Source organism: Marivita sp. NO-S04, from assembly GCF_059070475.1.
The window spans coordinates 4,293,161-4,309,754 of record NZ_CM180980.1; the positions used below are offsets into that span (position 1 = coordinate 4,293,161).

The 16,594-nt window shown below is 61.9% G+C and carries 19 protein-coding genes and 1 pseudogene; 7 read left to right on the plus strand and 13 right to left on the minus strand.

Features of this window, described 5'->3' with window-relative positions; translation table 11 throughout:
• Positions 1–274 precede the first annotated feature (274 nt).
• The 10 genes from ACK3EW_RS21710 to ACK3EW_RS21755 all read right to left on the minus strand — a co-directional run bounded on the left by ACK3EW_RS21710 (position 275) and on the right by ACK3EW_RS21755 (position 7,520).
• A complete protein-coding gene (locus ACK3EW_RS21710) occupies positions 275–2,329 on the minus strand; it encodes a terminase gpA endonuclease subunit (RefSeq protein ID WP_493807829.1) in 2,055 nt (684 codons plus the stop codon).
• Positions 2,235–2,732 carry a hypothetical protein gene (locus ACK3EW_RS21715; RefSeq protein ID WP_493807830.1) on the minus strand — a complete coding sequence of 166 codons (498 nt, stop codon included), beginning with the start codon at positions 2,730–2,732 and terminating at the stop codon, positions 2,235–2,237. Before ACK3EW_RS21715 ends, ACK3EW_RS21710 begins: the two co-directional genes overlap by 95 nt.
• A gap of 103 nt (positions 2,733–2,835) precedes the next feature.
• A complete protein-coding gene (locus tag ACK3EW_RS21720; RefSeq protein WP_493807831.1) occupies positions 2,836–3,231 on the minus strand; it encodes a hypothetical protein in 396 nt (131 codons plus the stop codon).
• Between the two features lie 92 nt (positions 3,232–3,323).
• Entirely contained in the window at positions 3,324–3,545 is a 222-nt protein-coding gene (locus ACK3EW_RS21725; RefSeq protein ID WP_493807832.1) for a hypothetical protein, read from the minus strand.
• Between the two features lie 92 nt (positions 3,546–3,637).
• Entirely contained in the window at positions 3,638–3,844 is a 207-nt protein-coding gene (locus tag ACK3EW_RS21730) for a hypothetical protein (RefSeq protein WP_493807833.1), read from the minus strand.
• A 122-nt stretch (positions 3,845–3,966) separates the two neighbouring features.
• A complete protein-coding gene (locus ACK3EW_RS21735) occupies positions 3,967–4,167 on the minus strand; it encodes a hypothetical protein (RefSeq protein WP_493807834.1) in 201 nt (66 codons plus the stop codon).
• A 63-nt stretch (positions 4,168–4,230) separates the two neighbouring features.
• Positions 4,231–4,554: a hypothetical protein gene (locus ACK3EW_RS21740; RefSeq protein ID WP_493807835.1), complete on the minus strand. Its 324-nt coding sequence runs from the start codon at positions 4,552–4,554 to the stop codon at positions 4,231–4,233.
• A gap of 107 nt (positions 4,555–4,661) precedes the next feature.
• Positions 4,662–4,928 (minus strand): hypothetical protein, encoded by a 267-nt coding sequence (locus ACK3EW_RS21745; protein WP_493807836.1) that lies wholly within the window; start codon positions 4,926–4,928, stop codon positions 4,662–4,664.
• Positions 4,929–5,126: 198 nt separating this feature from the next.
• Positions 5,127–6,455, minus strand: coding sequence for a site-specific DNA-methyltransferase (locus tag ACK3EW_RS21750; protein ID WP_493807837.1), 1,329 nt, complete (start codon positions 6,453–6,455; stop codon positions 5,127–5,129).
• A gap of 525 nt (positions 6,456–6,980) precedes the next feature.
• On the minus strand, positions 6,981–7,520 hold the full coding sequence (locus tag ACK3EW_RS21755; RefSeq protein WP_493807838.1) for a hypothetical protein: 540 nt from the start codon (positions 7,518–7,520) through the stop codon (positions 6,981–6,983).
• 140 nt (positions 7,521–7,660) lie between these two features.
• Between ACK3EW_RS21755 and ACK3EW_RS21760 the strand changes: the two genes are divergently transcribed.
• Positions 7,661–8,209 (plus strand): DUF3489 domain-containing protein, encoded by a 549-nt coding sequence (locus ACK3EW_RS21760; protein ID WP_493807839.1) that lies wholly within the window; start codon positions 7,661–7,663, stop codon positions 8,207–8,209.
• 9 nt (positions 8,210–8,218) lie between these two features.
• Here the strand turns inward: ACK3EW_RS21760 and ACK3EW_RS21765 are convergent, their stop codons facing one another.
• The 3 genes from ACK3EW_RS21765 to ACK3EW_RS21775 form a co-directional block, all read right to left on the minus strand.
• Positions 8,219–8,428, minus strand: a complete 210-nt coding sequence (locus tag ACK3EW_RS21765; RefSeq protein ID WP_493807840.1) for a DUF7220 family protein — start codon at positions 8,426–8,428, stop codon at positions 8,219–8,221.
• 821 nt (positions 8,429–9,249) lie between these two features.
• Complete coding sequence (locus ACK3EW_RS21770; protein WP_493807841.1) at positions 9,250–10,581, minus strand: ATP-binding protein; 1,332 nt, start codon at positions 10,579–10,581, stop codon at positions 9,250–9,252.
• A complete protein-coding gene (locus tag ACK3EW_RS21775; protein WP_493807842.1) occupies positions 10,578–11,237 on the minus strand; it encodes a response regulator in 660 nt (219 codons plus the stop codon). Before ACK3EW_RS21775 ends, ACK3EW_RS21770 begins: the two co-directional genes overlap by 4 nt.
• A gap of 145 nt (positions 11,238–11,382) precedes the next feature.
• On the opposite strand from ACK3EW_RS21775, the gene ACK3EW_RS21780 reads away from it, so the two are divergent.
• The 6 genes and pseudogenes from ACK3EW_RS21780 to ACK3EW_RS21805 form a co-directional block, all read left to right on the plus strand.
• Positions 11,383–11,667 carry a PepSY domain-containing protein gene (locus tag ACK3EW_RS21780; RefSeq protein ID WP_493807843.1) on the plus strand — a complete coding sequence of 95 codons (285 nt, stop codon included), beginning with the start codon at positions 11,383–11,385 and terminating at the stop codon, positions 11,665–11,667.
• On the plus strand, positions 11,660–12,319 hold the full coding sequence (locus ACK3EW_RS21785; protein WP_493807844.1) for a cytochrome b/b6 domain-containing protein: 660 nt from the start codon (positions 11,660–11,662) through the stop codon (positions 12,317–12,319). Before ACK3EW_RS21780 ends, ACK3EW_RS21785 begins: the two co-directional genes overlap by 8 nt.
• Positions 12,320–12,507: 188 nt before the next feature.
• Positions 12,508–12,891, plus strand: coding sequence for a hypothetical protein (locus ACK3EW_RS21790; protein WP_493807845.1), 384 nt, complete (start codon positions 12,508–12,510; stop codon positions 12,889–12,891).
• Between the two features lie 44 nt (positions 12,892–12,935).
• Positions 12,936–13,406: a DUF2271 domain-containing protein gene (locus tag ACK3EW_RS21795; RefSeq protein ID WP_493807846.1), complete on the plus strand. Its 471-nt coding sequence runs from the start codon at positions 12,936–12,938 to the stop codon at positions 13,404–13,406.
• 12 nt (positions 13,407–13,418) lie between these two features.
• The gene (locus ACK3EW_RS21800) at positions 13,419–15,626 is read left to right on the plus strand and encodes a PepSY domain-containing protein (RefSeq protein WP_493807847.1); all 2,208 of its coding nucleotides are present in this window, start codon (positions 13,419–13,421) and stop codon (positions 15,624–15,626) included.
• A pseudogene (locus tag ACK3EW_RS21805) lies at positions 15,607–16,560 on the plus strand (FAD:protein FMN transferase); the annotation flags it as partial. The gene ACK3EW_RS21800 and the pseudogene ACK3EW_RS21805, both read left to right, overlap by 20 nt.
• Positions 16,561–16,594: the final 34 nt, after the last annotated feature.

Genomic DNA, 16,594 nt, shown 5'->3' on the forward strand with positions numbered 1-16,594 from the left:
CTGTTTCTCCAAGCGGAATACCGGCAGGCATGTGCGCCGATTGGACATGCTGAGATTTTTGCGGTTTACCTTGCCCCGCAGTGGGGATTCGTGACGATACCGAACTGCATCTGCTCCGGTTGCTGTGTTGTTCGAAGGCACGCGCATCAACAAGGGTAACGGCAGCGCCCTCCTTTCAGTCGTTCGCTCACCTCGTTGGAGGGCGCTGCCATCTTGCGCGGTGGCCTGCCGCGCTGCGCTCTGTGCACCGGCTTTTCTTGAGCCGGCGCTGGCGCTATCTGTTCAGCCTGCTGCCGTGGCGCGCAAATCGCGCCCGCAGCGCGCCGCCGCCTCCGCGGACTGCGGTACCACGCGATGTTGGCGGCGGCGCTTCGGGATCCTCGCCATCACCCTGCGTTCCATCATGTCCCCCGGGCACCGCCACCTCGCGCTTCGGGGCCCGTTCAACGCCTTCCGGAATGCGCTGCACATTCATCGTGTAGCCGATCGCGGCACAGAGCGTCTCGCAGTCGAGATAGTGGTTATGCCGCGAGCGTTTCACCCAGACCGGCTTGCCCTCGATCACCACCCGGGCCTCCGAGGTCAGCTGCTTGCAATACTCCTCCGTGATCGCCTCATGCACATGAAACGCCCCCGGCTGATCCGCCGGCGTGCGGATGCGCGACATCACCAGCGACTTGAAGAAGTCGGTCGACAGCGTCACCAGATCGATCGAATAGAGCGCCTTTTTTCCGTCCGGCTTCACCTCGATCTTCGAGACCCGGTAGGGCGGGCTCTGCTGATCCCGCCCCTTGGTGGGCGAACAGAGCCAGCTATAGCGGCGGCAGAACTCGTAGACCTTGTGCTCGTTGCCCAGCTCCGGCTTGTCCGGCCGGAACCCTGAGTCGATGAACACCTTCTCGATCTGCAGCCCACCCACCTGTGTCAGCATCAGATCGGCCAACGCCGACCAGACGTCATCGTCCTCCGTCGGACCGTAGAGCTGGCCATTGTCGATCAGCCAGGATGTTCCCCGCGCGCCAAAGGCCCGGATCACATAGACGAGGCTGAACTTCTGCACATCCACACCCATCACCAGCCGCAGCCCACCCGCGGGCACATCCCCGGGCCGGTAGGGCTGGCGCCGCTCCAGGATCTCCTGCCAGTCCGGCACATCCCCCGAGGCGGTCATGGCATGGCATTCGCCAAAGCCTGCGTTCATCGCCGTCTGGATGCGGCCATGATCGCCGGACTGCAGCGCTGTGAGATAGGTCTCCGCCCGCTGGCCCCAGGTCACGAAGGGCGAGCAGAGCCCAGAGGTCCACATCGACAGCGTGGCGCTGTCTGCCGGCGCGCCCGTGACATGCGCCGCGTCGTCGCGCAATTCCACTGACTGACCCGGCGCGACCATCGCGCCGCGGGCATTCATCCAGACCTTGTCGGTCTCCACATGCTGCGCGCCGCAGCGCGGGCATTCCAGCGTTGCGGCCTGCTTGGCCTGCGCGGGGCTGGCCGTCTTTGGCCAGCGCAGCTGCTTGAAGCGCGGGATGAAGTAGTCCGCGCAGGACCGGCAGGGCCAGGCCCAATGGTGCCGCGTGCCCTCCTGCCAGAGCCTCCAGATCGGGCTTTCCAGATCCTCCGGGCTGGACCGCGCCCAGAACTCCAGACCGCTGGCATCATCCGGTTCGATCTCCACAAGGCCGCGCGCCGGGGTGCTGGTGATCGCGGTGACAAAATCCGCGTAGGTCTCGCCGCGGGCCTCCACCAGACCCAGCACATCCCCTTGGCCTTTCACATTGGCCATCATCTCGTCGTATTCATCGATCAGCGCCAGTGCAGCCGGGTCGGACTTCAACGCCGTGGACGAGCCCGCATGGGCCAAGCGCAGCCGCACACCGGCCACATGCTTCAGCGTCTTCTTCATCCGCCGGCCGCGCACCACCTTGCCCGCCAGCGTCTCCGCCTCGTCCAGCAGCGCCATCAGCCGTGGCTCGAACTGGTCGGTCAGGAACTCTTTCGTCGGCCCGACATACAAGATCGGTGCTGGCTTCTGATCGAGCCGCGCCCCGATGATGTCCAGCATGCTGTCGGTCTTGCCCGACTGCGCCGAGGTCACCGCCACCACCCGGCGGTAGCCGCCGCGATGCACCGCCGAGGACCACGGGATCATGTAGGGCGTCAGTCCCGGGTCCCGCGGTCCGGGAATACCCGCCGTCTCGGGATACACCCGGTGGGCTGCCGCCCAGGCTGCAGGGTCACGCTTCTCGCTCGGCCTCCAGATCGCCGCGACCAGCGCCCAGAGCTGCGCCCGCTTTGTCCGCGCCGCCGGCAATGCGCTGGAGGGAACCATCAATCACCTCTTCAAGCACCCGTCGCGCCTCCATGTCGCGCGTGTAGCGCGCTGCCAATCCCGCAAGTTCGGCGCGGACAAGGGCAGCCATTTCGCCAATGACCGCCCGGGCATCCTCCATGGCGATCAACTCGCGACTGCGTTCCTGAATGCGCAACTCGATCTCGCGGGTGCGCGCCTCCGAGGCGCGTGTGGCGGCTGCGGCCTTGTTGTTCTTGGTGATCTGGTCTTCGTAATAGGCCAAGGCCCCGCGGATGACGGCCACCAGCGTGTATTCGCCGCGATTGGCGCGCTCGATATATCCGGCCTTCACCAAGCCCTGCACCCAGCGGTCGGAGCGCCCCAGCAAGGCCGCCGCTTGGGAGACGGTGATGGTCTGGCCGCGGGGGCGGGGAGTGGACATGGGTCAAATCCTTCAGCAGCCACGCATGTTAAATCGCATGACATGAGGACGGCCGCGCCACAGCTCGTGACGCGGCCTGTGGCGCAGGGCGCCATCGCGAGTGTCAGACGTCGGTTTCTGCCAGAATGGCGTAATGGGTGACCCAACCATCGAGATGGGGCAGGCCTTCGGGAATGCCGTGGCTGGCCTCGGTCTGGGCGGAGATACCCCGGCGCTGCCATTTGTCGATCGTGGCCTCGAGGGCGGCTTTGGTGCTGGTCTCGCCACAACGCAGGGCGTCGATGGCCTCGTCGGCGAAGTGACGTCCCATCTTGCTGTCGAGGAAGTCGCGGATGCCGATCATCTCGGCCTCGCCTTGGGCATTGATCGCCTCGGCGATGAGGGTGCTTGCCAAGGTCCAGAAGACGGCGCTGGTGCAATCGCGCAGCGTGCAGGTCGTGACGGTGCCGTAAAACCCATAGGCGGTGTTCTGGCTGGGCAGAATGGTGCGGTTGGTCATTTGGGCGTCTCCCCGTGTTCATGGCGCGCAGGATCGCGTGCCTTCTACGGACCCAAGCCCGGACCAGCCGGGCAGGGGGGTAGGCTGCGCGATCAGGACCATGCAAACTCGATGCTGGCGAAGTCCTCTTTCTCGAACCCGTCTGTCGCGAAGTCGTCAAAGATGTCCTGCGGGTCGCGTTCGGTGTCGAAGTAAAAGCCCCCGATCAAGCGGTTAGCGGTCTTGGCTTCGGTCTCCAGAAGGATGCAGCCAAGGGCGCGGTCGACGCTGTCCGTGGCGGTGCGCGGGTTTGCAAAGCGGATGGTGACTTCCATGACGGTGTCTCCTGTTTCTGACAGCCGCGTGCATCGCGGGCCTTCTACCGCCGCGAGCCCGGAGGCTCCGGGCTGTTGGCGCACGCCGCGGGTCAGGCGGCCGTGTGGGTCTGGATGCAGATCTCAGCGAGGTAGTCCCGCAGGGGGGTGTTCACCGTGAGTTCGGCGAGCATCTTCGTGATCGGCATGTCCGCCTTCTTGGCAAAAACCTCGACGGCGGTGGGCAGAACGATGAGCGCCTCGGGCGGCATGCGCATCTGCGCTGCAATCGGGGCGAGGGCTTCAGGTGTCAGGGTCATGTCAGGTCCTCCGGGATTGGGAGCCGTTTCCGGCGAAGGACCATCATGTTCGCTCTGTAAAACCCGATAGTGTAGAGAATTCAGCCTCATAAGATTGCTGATATACGCGGGCGATTGTTCGATCAGAGCACATCGAACCAGCGCATGGCGGTTTGCAGCAGGTGGTCGTAATCTCCTGCGGTGGCCTCGGTGACGAAGGCGGTGATCTCGCTGTCCCGCAACCCGGCCTCGCGGGCGGCTTTGCGGCAGCGGCCAAGGATGGCGAAGGCATTGCCATCCTCGCCGGTGAGCGGAACGGTGATGTGCGGATGCTTGGGGGTCATGCTACGGGTCTCCTGTGATTGGCCGCAAATGCAGCCCCGGCGCGTTGAGCCGGACAAAGTGGGTTATCTGTTTTGCGGGCAGGGGATCCTGCGCAGCCATGTTGCCCGGCCATTGCCCTGCACGAGCCAGTATCCTTCGCCGTCCTCGTCCCGTGTCAGCCAGCTTTTGGGGATGGCGCCGAGCGCGTTGCCGATCGGGTAGCCGCGCAGCCAGACAACATTGCCAGCCGCGTTGTTGTTGACCCTGTCAGGCCCCTCGTTGCGCGTGCGCAGTTCCAGCAAGGCGCCCTCGGCGCGGATCACGTCGCCGATCTGCAGCGCGTGTGTGGTCACGGACTCGTAGGTGTCGCCTTCAATTATTACGGTGTTCGGTGTGTCGGTGGTCACGTCGGTGCCCTCCATGGTGCTGGCCCCGCGACAGCGCGGCCTTCTACCGCCGCAAGCCCGGACAAGCCGGGCTCTCGGTGGACCCGGAGGCCCGGTTACAGCGCGTCTTACTGCGCTTCGTTTTTCCACATCGGGCTGTGGCCGTGGTCTTTCGCATGGGCGATGGCCGCCTCCACTGTCTCGAAGCTGGGGGCTTTCCACATCATGGGGTCGTTGGTTTCAGGGTCGCTGAATGCCCTCTGCCCCAGGATGGCAGCGCGGTCGGCGGGCACCTGTTCGCAGATGTCTGTGGGGATCGACCCGACAAAGCCAAAGCGACCGGACGGGAATTGAATGATGTGCAGGCTGACCTGGGTGCCAGTGATGCCAAGCATGGGTATCTCCTCGCTGTTGCGTCGCGCCGCGCAGATCGCGCCGCTGCTACTGCCGCAAGCCCGGAGGGGCCGGGCCGACGCGGAGGAGGGGATGCCGTCAAAGGCTGTTTCGGCACACAGAATTGATCGTTTCGCTGCTGTTATCCACGATAATCGGGGTCAGAAGATGGCTTTCTCGCCGGCATCCTTGTCATGATCTTACCCGGGGTCGTCGTCGGCTTCGCTGTCGGTCTTTTCATCATTGGTGCTGGCGTGCGCGCCAGACCGTGTGCCAAACGCCTGCCCAGTGCTTTCCAACACGGCGACCTCTCCGGTGAAGTCCTGCCAGCGTGTGACAGCAACATCGACATAGGCCGGGTTCAATTCCAGACCCAAACAGACTCGCCCGGTCATTTCCGCGGCAATCAGCGTCGTGCCCGATCCCATGAACGGCTCGTAGACGGCCTGACCCGGGCTCGAGTTGTTCTCGATCGGCCGACGCATGCAGGCCACCGGCTTCTGCGTGCCGTGGATGGTGCTGGCATCCTGATCCTTGCTGGAGATGTGCCACAGGGTGGTCTGCTTGCGATCCCCCGCCCAATGACCCTTGCCGGAGGAGCGGACCGCGTACCAGCACGGCTCGTGCTGCCAGTGATAATCGCCGCGGCTCAGAACAAGCCGCTCCTTGGCCCAGATGATCTGGGAGCGGATTGCAAACCCGCAGGCCTCAAGGCTCTCGGCCACTGTCGCGGCGTGCAAGGCGCCGTGCCAGACATAGGCCACATCGCCGGGAAAGAGCGCCCAGGCCTCGCGCCAATCGGCCCGGTCGTCATTCAGCACCTTGCCCGTCCGCTTGGTCTTGGCAGCACCTGCGGTATTCCGCCAACCGGGATCATACGCCACCCCGTAGGGCGGATCGGTGCACATGAGCAGAGGTTTGACGCCTCCCAGCAGCTTTTCGACATCCGTCGCCACGGTGCTGTCGCCGCAGAGCAGGCGATGTGCGCCGAGGATCCACACATCACCCGGCCGCGTCACAGGGGTTTCAGGCACGTCCGGCACATCGTCCGGATCGGTCAAGCCGCCTGTGGTCTCCACCAAGGCGTCTGGCAGCATCTCCGCGAGGTCGTCCGCGCTGAAGCCGATCATCCCGAAATCCTCGATCCCGAACTCCGACCGCAGGTCCTCGATCTCCAGGCGCAGCATCTCCGGGTCCCACTCGGCGATCTCGGCCAACCGGTTGTCCGCCAGCGTGTAGAGCCGTCGGTCTTCCTCCGTCCAGCCACGGGCCACCATCACCGGAACTTCGTCCAGTCCCAGCTGTGCTGCCGCCATCAGTCGACCGTGACCCGCGATGATCGTGCCATCCTCCGCTACCAGCATCGGGATGGTGAATCCGAACCGCTGCATGGACGCAGCAATCTGGTCGATCTGGTCCGCCGGGTGCTGCCGGGCATTGCGGGCATAGGGCACGAGATCGGCGACCTGCCACATCTCGACCTGCGCCGCGGGCCAGGCCCGGGCAGTGTGTTCTGCATCAGCTGTCATCTGAGACCTGCTCTTTGGGTGCGAAAACTGGGCCGGCGAACCGAAACGGGGCCGGCACTGGGTTAATCAATCTTGGGTGGTGTCGCGCCGATTCAGAGACGCATCAGGCGGGTATTTCATGCAAAAAACACGCTGTTTTGCAGCGCCGACTGTTCGCTAATTCGACGCCTAAGCCATTGAAATCATTTGGTCAGACGCCCTCTGAAGCGCACAAGATCGCGGTTTCAATTGGCGAAACCAGCGGGGGGTATTTCGGCAATTTGAGACCTAAGCCATTGAAATCCTTGCATCGGACCCCCTCTGAAACGAAGCGAAATGGATTTTTCAAAAAATAAAAAACACGAAAATCCCGCGAGGCGGCGGCCCCGCATGAGATCAAACCCCCGGAAGGGACCCAAGGGGTGGGGGGCTGGAGGCCGCGGCTGGCCGACACCAAGCCCGTTCGGGCGCCGGTGCGGCCGCACGCGTCCGGAGCGGCGTCTGTAATGGCGTCTTTGCGTATCATTTGGGGTGCTTTCGTCCCTGTCAGACTTGATCTTCGAGCAGGTGTTGGAGTTGTCGCGTGGCCTCGGCCAGCACGTTTGGCTGCGCGGCCTCGAATGCCGCGCGTGTGGCGTCCTGTACCAACTCCTTCGGGATGGATGGGCCGAACATCTTCTTGATCGGGAACCTGGCCTTGCGCTCACGGACAAAGGCGTTGTTGCCGAGGGAGCCGAGGAGGAATGCGCTCTCAAAACGCTGCCACCGGCCCCAGGGTTTGGCGCGGACCCCGTAGCCGAACTGCCGTGGGCTGAAATGCGACAGCCCGAGGTAATCCCCACGCGCCTCGATCGTGTAGGTCAGGTTTGCAAAGGTTGACCGGATCGTGCGTGTCTCGCGGTTGATCAGCGCGGCTTTTGCGCCGGTCTGTTTGCGCAGGGCACGGTGCACCTGCGTGCGGACCTTGTTGCCCTCGGAGTTGAGCGCCCGGTTAAAGGCGCGCGTAGCAGCCTGTTCGCCAACCCGATGGATCGCCGCTTCGAAATGTACACGGGTCTGGTCGAGATCGCGCAGGATCACGTTCATGGGCCACCTTTATCGAGTTGATTGTCATCGGTGTCAGAGCGACACCAGTCATGCTGCATCGCGCCAGGCCCGCACAACTGCGGGCTCCATCTGGTAGAAGGCAGCGCGCGACGCGTTGTCCCTGAACACCGGAGGACACGATGCTGAAACTCACTGATACCCAAAACCTGATCCTCAGCCGCGCGGCGACACGCCCGGGCAATCTGGCCATGCCGCTGCCAGACGGGCTGCATGGCGCTGCCGCCAGGAAGGTCGTCACAATGATGACCGATCGCGGTTGGCTTGAGGAGGTCGATGCAGACCTGCGCAAGGGTGAGCCGCTCTGGCGCGAGACAGGCGATGGTCATGGCACCACCTTGGTAGCCACTGCGTCCGGACTTGAAGCCATCGGCATTGAGCCCCTTGTGGCGCAAGTTACCGCAGCCGTTCGAAAAGCCCGCACGCAGAAGGTCGCGCCCAGCGCGTCTGACACTCCCGCCCAGCGCGCCGGCACGAAGCAGGCTCAGGTGATCGAGATGCTGCAACGCCCCGACGGCGCGTCCATAAAAGAGATCGTGGCGGCCACGGCGTGGTTGCCGCACACGGCGCGCGCGGTGATTTCGTCCGCTCTGAAGAAACGTCTTGGTCTGCCGATTACGTCGCAAAAAGAACCGGGCAGGGGGACCGTGTACAGGTTGCCGCCTGCGTGACGGCACAGATTATCGCCAGCGTTCAAACACACGGCGCAGCGCGTAGCTGCGGATCAATGAGACGCCGACAAAAGCTGCGCCGATGGCAAAGTTGTCCTGCAGGCTCGCGGTTAAGCCAAACCATGGAAACACAATGAGCTGTGTCAGCACGGCCAGCGCGTAGCCAACGACGACGTTGGTCAACGCCTCAAGAAGCGACAAGTGGCGAGATTGGGGCATTGCTTGGTCTCAGGACGAAGTTGGTGAAGAAGATCGCGATGCATTTGCAGGCAGGATAACGTGGCGCCCAGCACGCGACCATGGCCCCAGAAAAAAAGCGCCCGGGTGAACTTTCATCCGGGCGCAGCTCTTCGATGATCAAGGGGTACGTCAAGGGGGGCAGCTTGTAAACCCTCAATGTGAATCAGAGTCACTTTTTAAATGATCGCAGTTTTTCGCACTTTTCATGTGTCGGTACTGATTATCGTTCCGACACTAGAGAATGTAGGTTTGCCTCGAAGGTTCTCGGATCATCCATCAAGTCAACCGGCTTGAACCACATCACATGTCCTTGGACGGTTATGTCCTCGCCGATTGATCACTCGATCTGTGGGTGACCGCCCATACAAGACGCATCCGCAATTCCGTCCAGTCCTCCCGTGGCAACTGTGTGGGTCTCATCGACACGAGCTCTGGGTCCCATGCAAAACCGAGCAGATTGCGGTCAAGCCAGTCGGACAGCTCCGCAGCCAAACGGCTTCTATGAGAAAAGCTTTCGGCTAGGCGCAAAGCGCAGGTCAGGAGCGTCAGCGTTCCGTAACGTGTCATGGGCGTCATCTGATTGGTTGAGGACCGTATGACAGGCCGATACGTCAGATTGGGATGTGTCCTTATTGCCGCCCGTACATCGACCACACTCAACGAACTATGCGACGCATGACCGTGTTTGCAGACCTACCATCGCGATCGACGTCTCACTTGGTCTTGCTTTGCGATTGCGGCGACAGAATGCCGAGGCTGAGAAAAACTGGGCGCCTCTTGATCACTGAATGCTAACTGAGCTACGGCCCAGTCGGCAGCCTGATGCTCACTTCGAAACCATCCTCCTCGCCGACGCGGGGGGACTTCAGGATGAGCTCACTGCCGATCCGCTCCGCGATAGCCGCGACAATGGCTAGGCCAAGACCGCTTCCGGTGGTGTTCGATCCTGCACGTTCAAAACGGGTGGTCAAGTTCTGCAGTTTCTCTTTCGGCACCACAGGGCCACCGTTTGCAACGCGCAATATGCCATCTTGTGAGAGCAAGACCGCTATTGGCGCTATTCCCGCGCCATGACGGATCGCATTTTCGATCAGGTTGCGACAGAGGATGCCAAAGGCGTCCGGGTCGAGGTCTGATATGACGGGTCCGTCCGGAAGCGTAAGCTTGATGCGCCCCGATGATGTCTCGCGCTCTATCTCTTCGACAATAATTGTTGCGATGCCGCGCAGGTCTGAGGTTTTGTCGAGCCGCAGGCGGCCTCCTTCGGCGCGGGCCAGTTGCATCAAGCGTTCAGACAGGCGTGTCAGCCGTTTCAGCGTGGCCTCGATGTCTGCCGCTCGGGCAGCAGCAGCCGGGTCACCTGTTTCAGACTGAAGCCGTTGCGCCTGCGCGATAGCCCCAGCGAGGGGTGTTCGCAATTCATGTGCGGCATTGGCGGCAAAGCTGCGTTCCGCATCGAACGCGTCTTTCAAGCGTCCAAGAAGTCCGTTCAGGGTTGTCGCCATCGGAACAATTTCCAACGGAATGCCTGTCGTCGGAACAGGTGAAAGGTCACGCGCATCCCTAGCTTCCAAGCGTTTGCGAAAACGGCTAATGGGTCCAAGGCCTGCCCGGACCGCCAGCACGATGGCGAGCAGCGCAAGCGGTATAACTACCAGAAGTGGCAGGCCCAGCCCCATCTGGATTTCCCGTGCGACCGTAGCGCGGTGGTCCAGCGGTTCGGCCACCGAAATGCGAACGCTGCCCTGCAAGGCATCCTCGTTGTAAAGCCTGTGGGTTGCGGTCTGACGAAACCCGGTCCCGTCATAGGCAGGGAATATTTCCGGATCGGCGGCATGCGATTGCAGCAGGATGCGCCCCCGTGAGTCCCGCACGATGTAAGTGAAAAACTCTGTATGTGCGCTGATCGTGCCAAGGCGTTGGGTCACGCCATGATCTTCGCGGCCGACAATCTCTTGTACGGCCAGCGGAAGAAGGCGCTGCGCCGTTTCCTGCAGGGCAGAATCGAAGACCTCGTCCATTTCGTGGCGCAGGTTTACCGCCGTCACCGTTGCAGTCGCGATCCACAAAAGCGTCAGCCCGCTACCCAAGGACAGCCCCAAACGGGCCTGGAGGCTCCGTGGCAGTCTCATGAAGCGCCCAGACGATAGCCCATGCCGCGTTCGGTCTGTATCACGTCAGCCCCAAGTTTCTTGCGCAGGCGGCTAACATGGACTTCAATGGTGTTGCTTTCGATTTCGGCCCCGTGGGCATAGAGCTTGTCTTCAAGCTGTGTTTTCGACAGCAGCTGACCGGGACGCGCCAGAAACGCATCGAACAGCGCCCATTCGCGCGCGGTCAGCTGGACTGGTTTTCCGTTCCGGTGGATGCTGCGCGAGGCAAGGTCGATGTCCAGCGCGCCGTGGGTGATGATCGGATTTGGATTGCCGCTATACCGGCGCGCGACCGAGCCGATCCGGGCGGAGAGTTCCGACAGGTCGAACGGTTTGACCAGATAATCGTCAGCCCCCGCATTCAACCCTTCGATCCGGTCTGAAATCTGGTCAAGGGCAGTCAGGATAATCACCGGGGTCACGTCCCCCCGATTTCGGATCGTTTTCAGAAAGCCAATGCCACGACCATCGGGCAGCATGAGGTCAAGCAGCAGCAGATCATAGGCGGCAACCGCCATGGCATCTCCGGCCGCATCAAGCCGTGTCACCCAATCCACAGAGTGGCCGTCGGCGGCGATCTGGTCGCGCACGGCTTCTCCCAGAACAGTGTCATCCTCGATCAGCAGGATACGCATGGGTGTCGGGCTCCTTTGGGTCTCATGCCGTTTTGAACACTCCAGCTTACGCGAGGCTGACGCACATCAGCCCGCGAGCTTCAGGAACCTGTCAGGTTACCGGCGCATGGTTTGGTGAAGTTGGCCGCAATCCGGAGTTTGCCGCATGAAGAAGACACTGACAATGCTTGCATTTCTCGCGACTCTTTCAGCGGGCGCTGCGATCGCCGACGATGATGACTGTTTTGTCCCCATGGCCGACTGGCAGCCGCGGGAAGCGGTGGCGCAGATGGCGCTGGACAACGGTTGGACCGTGCGTCGGATCAAGATCGATGATGGCTGTTACGAAATTGATGGCCGCGATGCACAGGGGCGCAGGATCGAAGTGACCGTTCATCCGCAGACCCTTCAAATGATCGAATTTGAATACGAGGATGACGACGATGACTGAGACCTCTGCACATGATGCGCCTTCAGCCGCGCAAAGCTCTATAGCCAAGGTTCGTGTCTGGGATCCTCTGGTCCGGGTCTCTCACTTGAGTTTGGTTGTTACGTTTGTCGTGGCTTACCTCAGCGCCGAGGAGCTTAGCACGGTACACGAGATCGCGGGCTACATTGTTGCTGGACTGATTGCGTTCCGTTTGATCTGGGGCCTTGTTGGCAGCAAATATGCCCGTTTTGCACAATTCCTGCGAGGGCCGTCAGAAACAGTCAGCTATATCGGGGATGTCGTGCGCGGCAAGGAGCATCGGTATCTTGGCCACAACCCTGCGGGTGCCGCAATGACCGTTGTCTTGCTCCTGACACTCGCAGGCACCGCCTTTACGGGATGGCTGCTCGAAGATGAGGGCCGTGTTGCAATGCTGCCTGCCCTGCCGCAGATCGTCTCTCCGGCCTATGCCGATGGCGACGACGAAGGGTATGGAGGAGGCGGCTCTGAAGCCGTCGAAGAGGCACATGAGGTGCTGGCCAACCTCATGCTCTTGCTGATTGCAGTCCATGTCGGCGGGGTTGTTCTGACCTCTTTCCGCCACAAAGAAAATCTCGCACGGTCCATGGTCACCGGTGACAAGCGCGCACCAAGTCCCGGCGATATTTCCTGAACGTTCCCCCGCGTCGAATGTCCCTTCGACGTTTTCCTGGCCCTGCCATCTTCGGTGGGGCCTTTTTTCTTTCCGGCGCCGTTCTGACGTCTTTCTGACGGCAAGCTGAAGCAAAAAACCGCGTCGCGTCAGGAAGACCTCAGGCGGTGTCTCCAGATTGATCTCAGCACACAAACGGAGACACGACCATGAAAAAGACACTTGCCCTTCTTGCAGCAACAACCGCGCTGTCCGCAGCCATCACTGCACCGGCCTGGAGCGCGATGCGCACAAGCAATAGCGAATTTCTGCCTTTCGCGGCAGTTTTCGAGGCCGGTCAGGACGCCATGCCGCTGATCCTTGCCAGCAGCGACGATGATGACGACCGCGAATATCGCAATGGCGCGAGGTATGAGGAAGACGATGACGACGACGACGGCAAATACCGCAGCGGGTCTCGCCACGACGACGACGATGAAGATGACGATGACTGCGGGAACAGCGCCCGCAATGCAGCACCTGCTGGCACCGTCGCTCCGCCGCAAAACGGTCTGTTCGGCAACGGGGCTGCGCCAAAAGCGCAGATGAACTGACGTACATCCACTTATTCCAATTCCCTTAAGAAGGCACATTCCGCATGAAATCGCTTCTCGCAACACTGGCGCTGACCACGGCGCTCACGCTTCCCGGGCTCGCAATGGCGCGCCCGGTCACATTGACCACAACGATGAACAGTTACGGCGGCGATGGGGCCTATCTTGCGCTCTATGTCACCGACACGTCGGGGGCCTATGTTGGCAGCCTCTGGATGGCAGGCGGCAAGTCGAAATATTATGAACACCTGAGCGACTGGTACCGAGCCACTGCCGGTGACACGGCACAGATCAACGGGATCACCGGGGCCAGCGTTGGCGCAGGTCGCACGCTCGAGATCACGCTTGATCTGGCGGATGCGCTGTTTGATGCAGGTTATACGCTTCACATCGACGCCGCAGTCGAGGATATGCGCGACAGCCCGAACGAGGTTGCGGTGCCCCTGACGACAGACGGGTCCGGCACGCCGGTCAAAGGCCGCCGTTACATCGCTGATTTCACCTACGACATGTAAGGAGGCCCGGCGATGATCCGCGCTCTACACCGTTGGCCGGGTCTTCTGGCCGCAGCCCTTCTCATTGTCCTGACCCTCAGCGGGGCCGCCCTTTCGGTCTTTCCGGCGGCAGAGCGCCTGACCGCGCCGCAAGCGCAATCCGAGATGAGCGTGGCGACGCTCGCGACCCGTATCCAGACTGCCTATCCCGGGGTCGAACAGATCCGGCGGTCTCCGTCAGGTCAGATCACAGCCTACTGGTTTGTCGATGGCAGACCGGGGGCGGCTGTGATTGACCCTGCGACGGGCGAAGGCGTGGGGTCTGCTGACCCCAACCAGGTCGAACGATGGCTGACCAACCTGCACCGGTCGCTTTTTCTGGGTGATGGCGGACGGATCGCCATGGCCCTTGGTGCGGCGGCGATGCTGATCCTTGCGGTGTCCGGGTCTGTCCTTGTTGCGCGCCGTGCCGGAGGCTGGCCGCGCTGGTTCGCGCCCTTGCGCGGCCCTTTGTCAGGGCGACTGCATGTCGAGATTGCGCGCGTCGCGGTTCTGGGCCTTGCCTTGTCGTCGATGACGGCGCTGTGGATGTCGGCGTCTACCTTCGACCTGCTTCCCATCGCGGCATCCGCACCAGTCTTTCCAACCGAGGTCAGTGGTGAGACTGGCGTTGCGATCGCGTCGATCGACCTGCTGGGACAGACCCCCGTGGCTGAACTGCGCGAACTGAGCTTTCCCTATCCGGGCGATGCCAGCGACGTCTTTACCCTGAAGACGGATCAGGGGACAGGATATCTGGACCAGGGGACAGGTGCGGCCTTGGGCTGGACCGATCTGACTGGTTGGGAAAATGTGTCGGAAACGATCTACATGCTGCATACCGGTCAGGGGGCGGCCTTTCTTGGGATCTTCCTAGGACTGATGGCATTGGGCGTGCCGGTGTTGGGGGTCACGGGTGTCCTTGTCTGGCTGGCAGGACGACGCAGCAGACCGCGCATTCCCGGCAACCTGCCGGCCGCCAAGGCCGAAACGATCCTGCTGGTTGGCAGCGAAGGGGGCAGCACCTGGGGCTTTGCGGCGACGCTTCATCAGGCGCTGAGTGCGGCAGGACAAACAGTCCATGTCGGACCAATGTCCGGCTTTGACCCCGCGCACTACGCCAAAGTACAGCGGTTCGTGATCCTTGCGGCAACCTATGGCGACGGCGATGCGCCGGAAACCGCCAAAGGGTTCCTTGATCGCATGAAAGCTTTGACACCCTTGCCGACAGCACCGCTTGCAGTGCTTGGGTTTGGTGATCGCAGCTATCCGGATTACTGTGGCTTTGCCCAAAGGGTTGCGGAAATGGCTGAAACGCAGGGCTGGGATATGCTCTTGCCTTTCGACACCATCGACCGCCAGTCGCCACAGGATTTCGCGCGATGGGGGCGTCTGTTGGGTCAAGCGCTTGGCATTGACCTCGAACTGGCGCACCAACCCGTTGTGCCTGCCACTGAGACGCTTACTCTAATGTCACGTCGCGACTATGGGGCGGAAATGCAGGCACCCACCGCAATCCTTCGCTTTGCATTGCCGTGTGTTTCACTTTGGCAAAAACTCACAGGACAAGGCTTTGCACGGTTTGAGGCGGGTGACCTATTGGGTATCGTGCCAGAAGGTTCCGCAATCCCGCGTCTATATTCTCTGGCTTCTGACCGGCGCGACGGGTTCGTCGAGATTGTCGTAAAGCGTCAGCCTAGCGGGCTGTGTTCTGCGCAACTGACACAACTTGCGCCGGGGGATACGGCCAAGGGATATATCCGTCGCAATCCCGGCTTCAAACCGGGCAAGGGCCGCGCGCCACTGATCCTGATCGGGGCAGGGACGGGTATCGGCCCACTGGCGGGGTTCATTCGGGACAACAAACGGCATCGTTCCATTCACTTGTTCTTTGGCATGCGCCATCCCCAGAATGACTTTCTGTACGGGCAAGACCTTTCAGATTGGCAGACCGAGGGTCGTCTGACCCGTCTGCACACTGCGGTCTCTCGCGCGGCAAATCCAAGCTACGTGCAGGACACGCTGCATGCCGAAAGCACTGAAGTGGCCCGCCTGATCAAGGACGGGGCACGCATCATGGTTTGCGGTGGGCGCGGCATGGCGGCCGGTGTCACGGATGCGCTGGCTGATATTCTGAAGCCAATGGGACTGACGCCGCAGGCGTTGAGGGCAGAGGGGCGTTATGTCGAAGATGTCTACTGATCCAACACGCCACGCGCTGCATGGGCCCACAATGGGCACCCGCTGGACCGCACTGTTTCATGCATCCCCAAGCTTTGATGTAGACCCAGTGCGTGCCGCTTTACAGGCCGCAGTCGACGAGGTGGACGCACAGATGTCCACATGGAAACCCGACAGCGAACTAATGCGTCTGAATGCGGCACCCGTCGGGATTTGGCAGGCGGTCCCGGCGCGGTTGCTGGAGGTTTTCGATCTGGCTCGTGATATCGGGCGGGCCGCTGGCGGGGCGTTTGACATGGGGCTTGGTGATGCGGTGGTGGCTTGGGGCTTCGGCGCACATGAAGCCGACCCTACACACATCCGGGCTGCGATGGCGCGTCACCGGACCAAGACCGCGCTCGAGATTGATGTTGCTGGCGTCCGGGTCCGCAAGACCGCTGACATCACGCTAGATTTGAACGGGATCGCAAAAGGATATGGCGTCGATCGTCTGGTCGACACTTTGGTTGCGCTTGGTATTCCAGCGTCTCTGGTCGGAATCGACGGTGAAATGCGCGCGGTGGGGTCGCGGCCTGATGGTGCGCCATGGACCATTGCCGTCGAAGCGCCTGACCCAGACATCCGAGGCCCGCATTCGGTTCTTGCGTTGCAGGACGCTGCCGTGGCCACATCAGGCGATTACCGCCATTGGGTCGAGGTGCAGGGCCGCCGCCTGTCCCATACGATGGACCCTTCACTGGGTGCGCCGCTACTTGCGCCGCCCGCCTCGGTGACCGTGATCGCGCAGACATGTGCCGAAGCCGATGCGTGGGCCACTGCGCTGATGGTTCTCGGGGTTGATGCAGGGGCGACGCTAGCCCGGCAACGTGGACTGGATGCGCTGTTTCTGGTGCGCGATGACCAGAACGGCTTTCAAAGGAAAGCCGTTGGTCGCCTGTTTTCGGAAGAGTCGGCAGAGGGTGGATCGAGGACTACAATGAAAGCCATCC

What these genes read in the sequence shown, in the direction of transcription:
- ACK3EW_RS21750 (WP_493807837.1), bottom strand. Translation starts at nt 6,455, where the DNA reads ATGACAGCTGATGCAGAACACACTGCCCGGGCCTGGCCCGCGGCGCAG.
- ACK3EW_RS21760 (WP_493807839.1), top strand. Translation starts at nt 7,661, where the DNA reads ATGCTGAAACTCACTGATACCCAAAACCTGATCCTCAGCCGCGCGGCG.
- ACK3EW_RS21725 (WP_493807832.1), bottom strand. Translation starts at nt 3,545, where the DNA reads ATGGAAGTCACCATCCGCTTTGCAAACCCGCGCACCGCCACGGACAGC.
- ACK3EW_RS21765 (WP_493807840.1), bottom strand. Translation starts at nt 8,428, where the DNA reads ATGCCCCAATCTCGCCACTTGTCGCTTCTTGAGGCGTTGACCAACGTC.
- ACK3EW_RS21735 (WP_493807834.1), bottom strand. Translation starts at nt 4,167, where the DNA reads ATGACCCCCAAGCATCCGCACATCACCGTTCCGCTCACCGGCGAGGAT.
- ACK3EW_RS21785 (WP_493807844.1), top strand. Translation starts at nt 11,660, where the DNA reads ATGACTGAGACCTCTGCACATGATGCGCCTTCAGCCGCGCAAAGCTCT.
- ACK3EW_RS21770 (WP_493807841.1), bottom strand. Translation starts at nt 10,581, where the DNA reads ATGAGACTGCCACGGAGCCTCCAGGCCCGTTTGGGGCTGTCCTTGGGT.
- ACK3EW_RS21755 (WP_493807838.1), bottom strand. Translation starts at nt 7,520, where the DNA reads ATGAACGTGATCCTGCGCGATCTCGACCAGACCCGTGTACATTTCGAA.
- ACK3EW_RS21720 (WP_493807831.1), bottom strand. Translation starts at nt 3,231, where the DNA reads ATGACCAACCGCACCATTCTGCCCAGCCAGAACACCGCCTATGGGTTT.
- ACK3EW_RS21710 (WP_493807829.1), bottom strand. Translation starts at nt 2,329, where the DNA reads ATGGTTCCCTCCAGCGCATTGCCGGCGGCGCGGACAAAGCGGGCGCAG.
- ACK3EW_RS21715 (WP_493807830.1), bottom strand. Translation starts at nt 2,732, where the DNA reads ATGTCCACTCCCCGCCCCCGCGGCCAGACCATCACCGTCTCCCAAGCG.
- ACK3EW_RS21730 (WP_493807833.1), bottom strand. Translation starts at nt 3,844, where the DNA reads ATGACCCTGACACCTGAAGCCCTCGCCCCGATTGCAGCGCAGATGCGC.
- ACK3EW_RS21795 (WP_493807846.1), top strand. Translation starts at nt 12,936, where the DNA reads ATGAAATCGCTTCTCGCAACACTGGCGCTGACCACGGCGCTCACGCTT.
- ACK3EW_RS21780 (WP_493807843.1), top strand. Translation starts at nt 11,383, where the DNA reads ATGAAGAAGACACTGACAATGCTTGCATTTCTCGCGACTCTTTCAGCG.
- ACK3EW_RS21745 (WP_493807836.1), bottom strand. Translation starts at nt 4,928, where the DNA reads ATGCTTGGCATCACTGGCACCCAGGTCAGCCTGCACATCATTCAATTC.
- ACK3EW_RS21790 (WP_493807845.1), top strand. Translation starts at nt 12,508, where the DNA reads ATGAAAAAGACACTTGCCCTTCTTGCAGCAACAACCGCGCTGTCCGCA.
- ACK3EW_RS21800 (WP_493807847.1), top strand. Translation starts at nt 13,419, where the DNA reads ATGATCCGCGCTCTACACCGTTGGCCGGGTCTTCTGGCCGCAGCCCTT.
- ACK3EW_RS21775 (WP_493807842.1), bottom strand. Translation starts at nt 11,237, where the DNA reads ATGCGTATCCTGCTGATCGAGGATGACACTGTTCTGGGAGAAGCCGTG.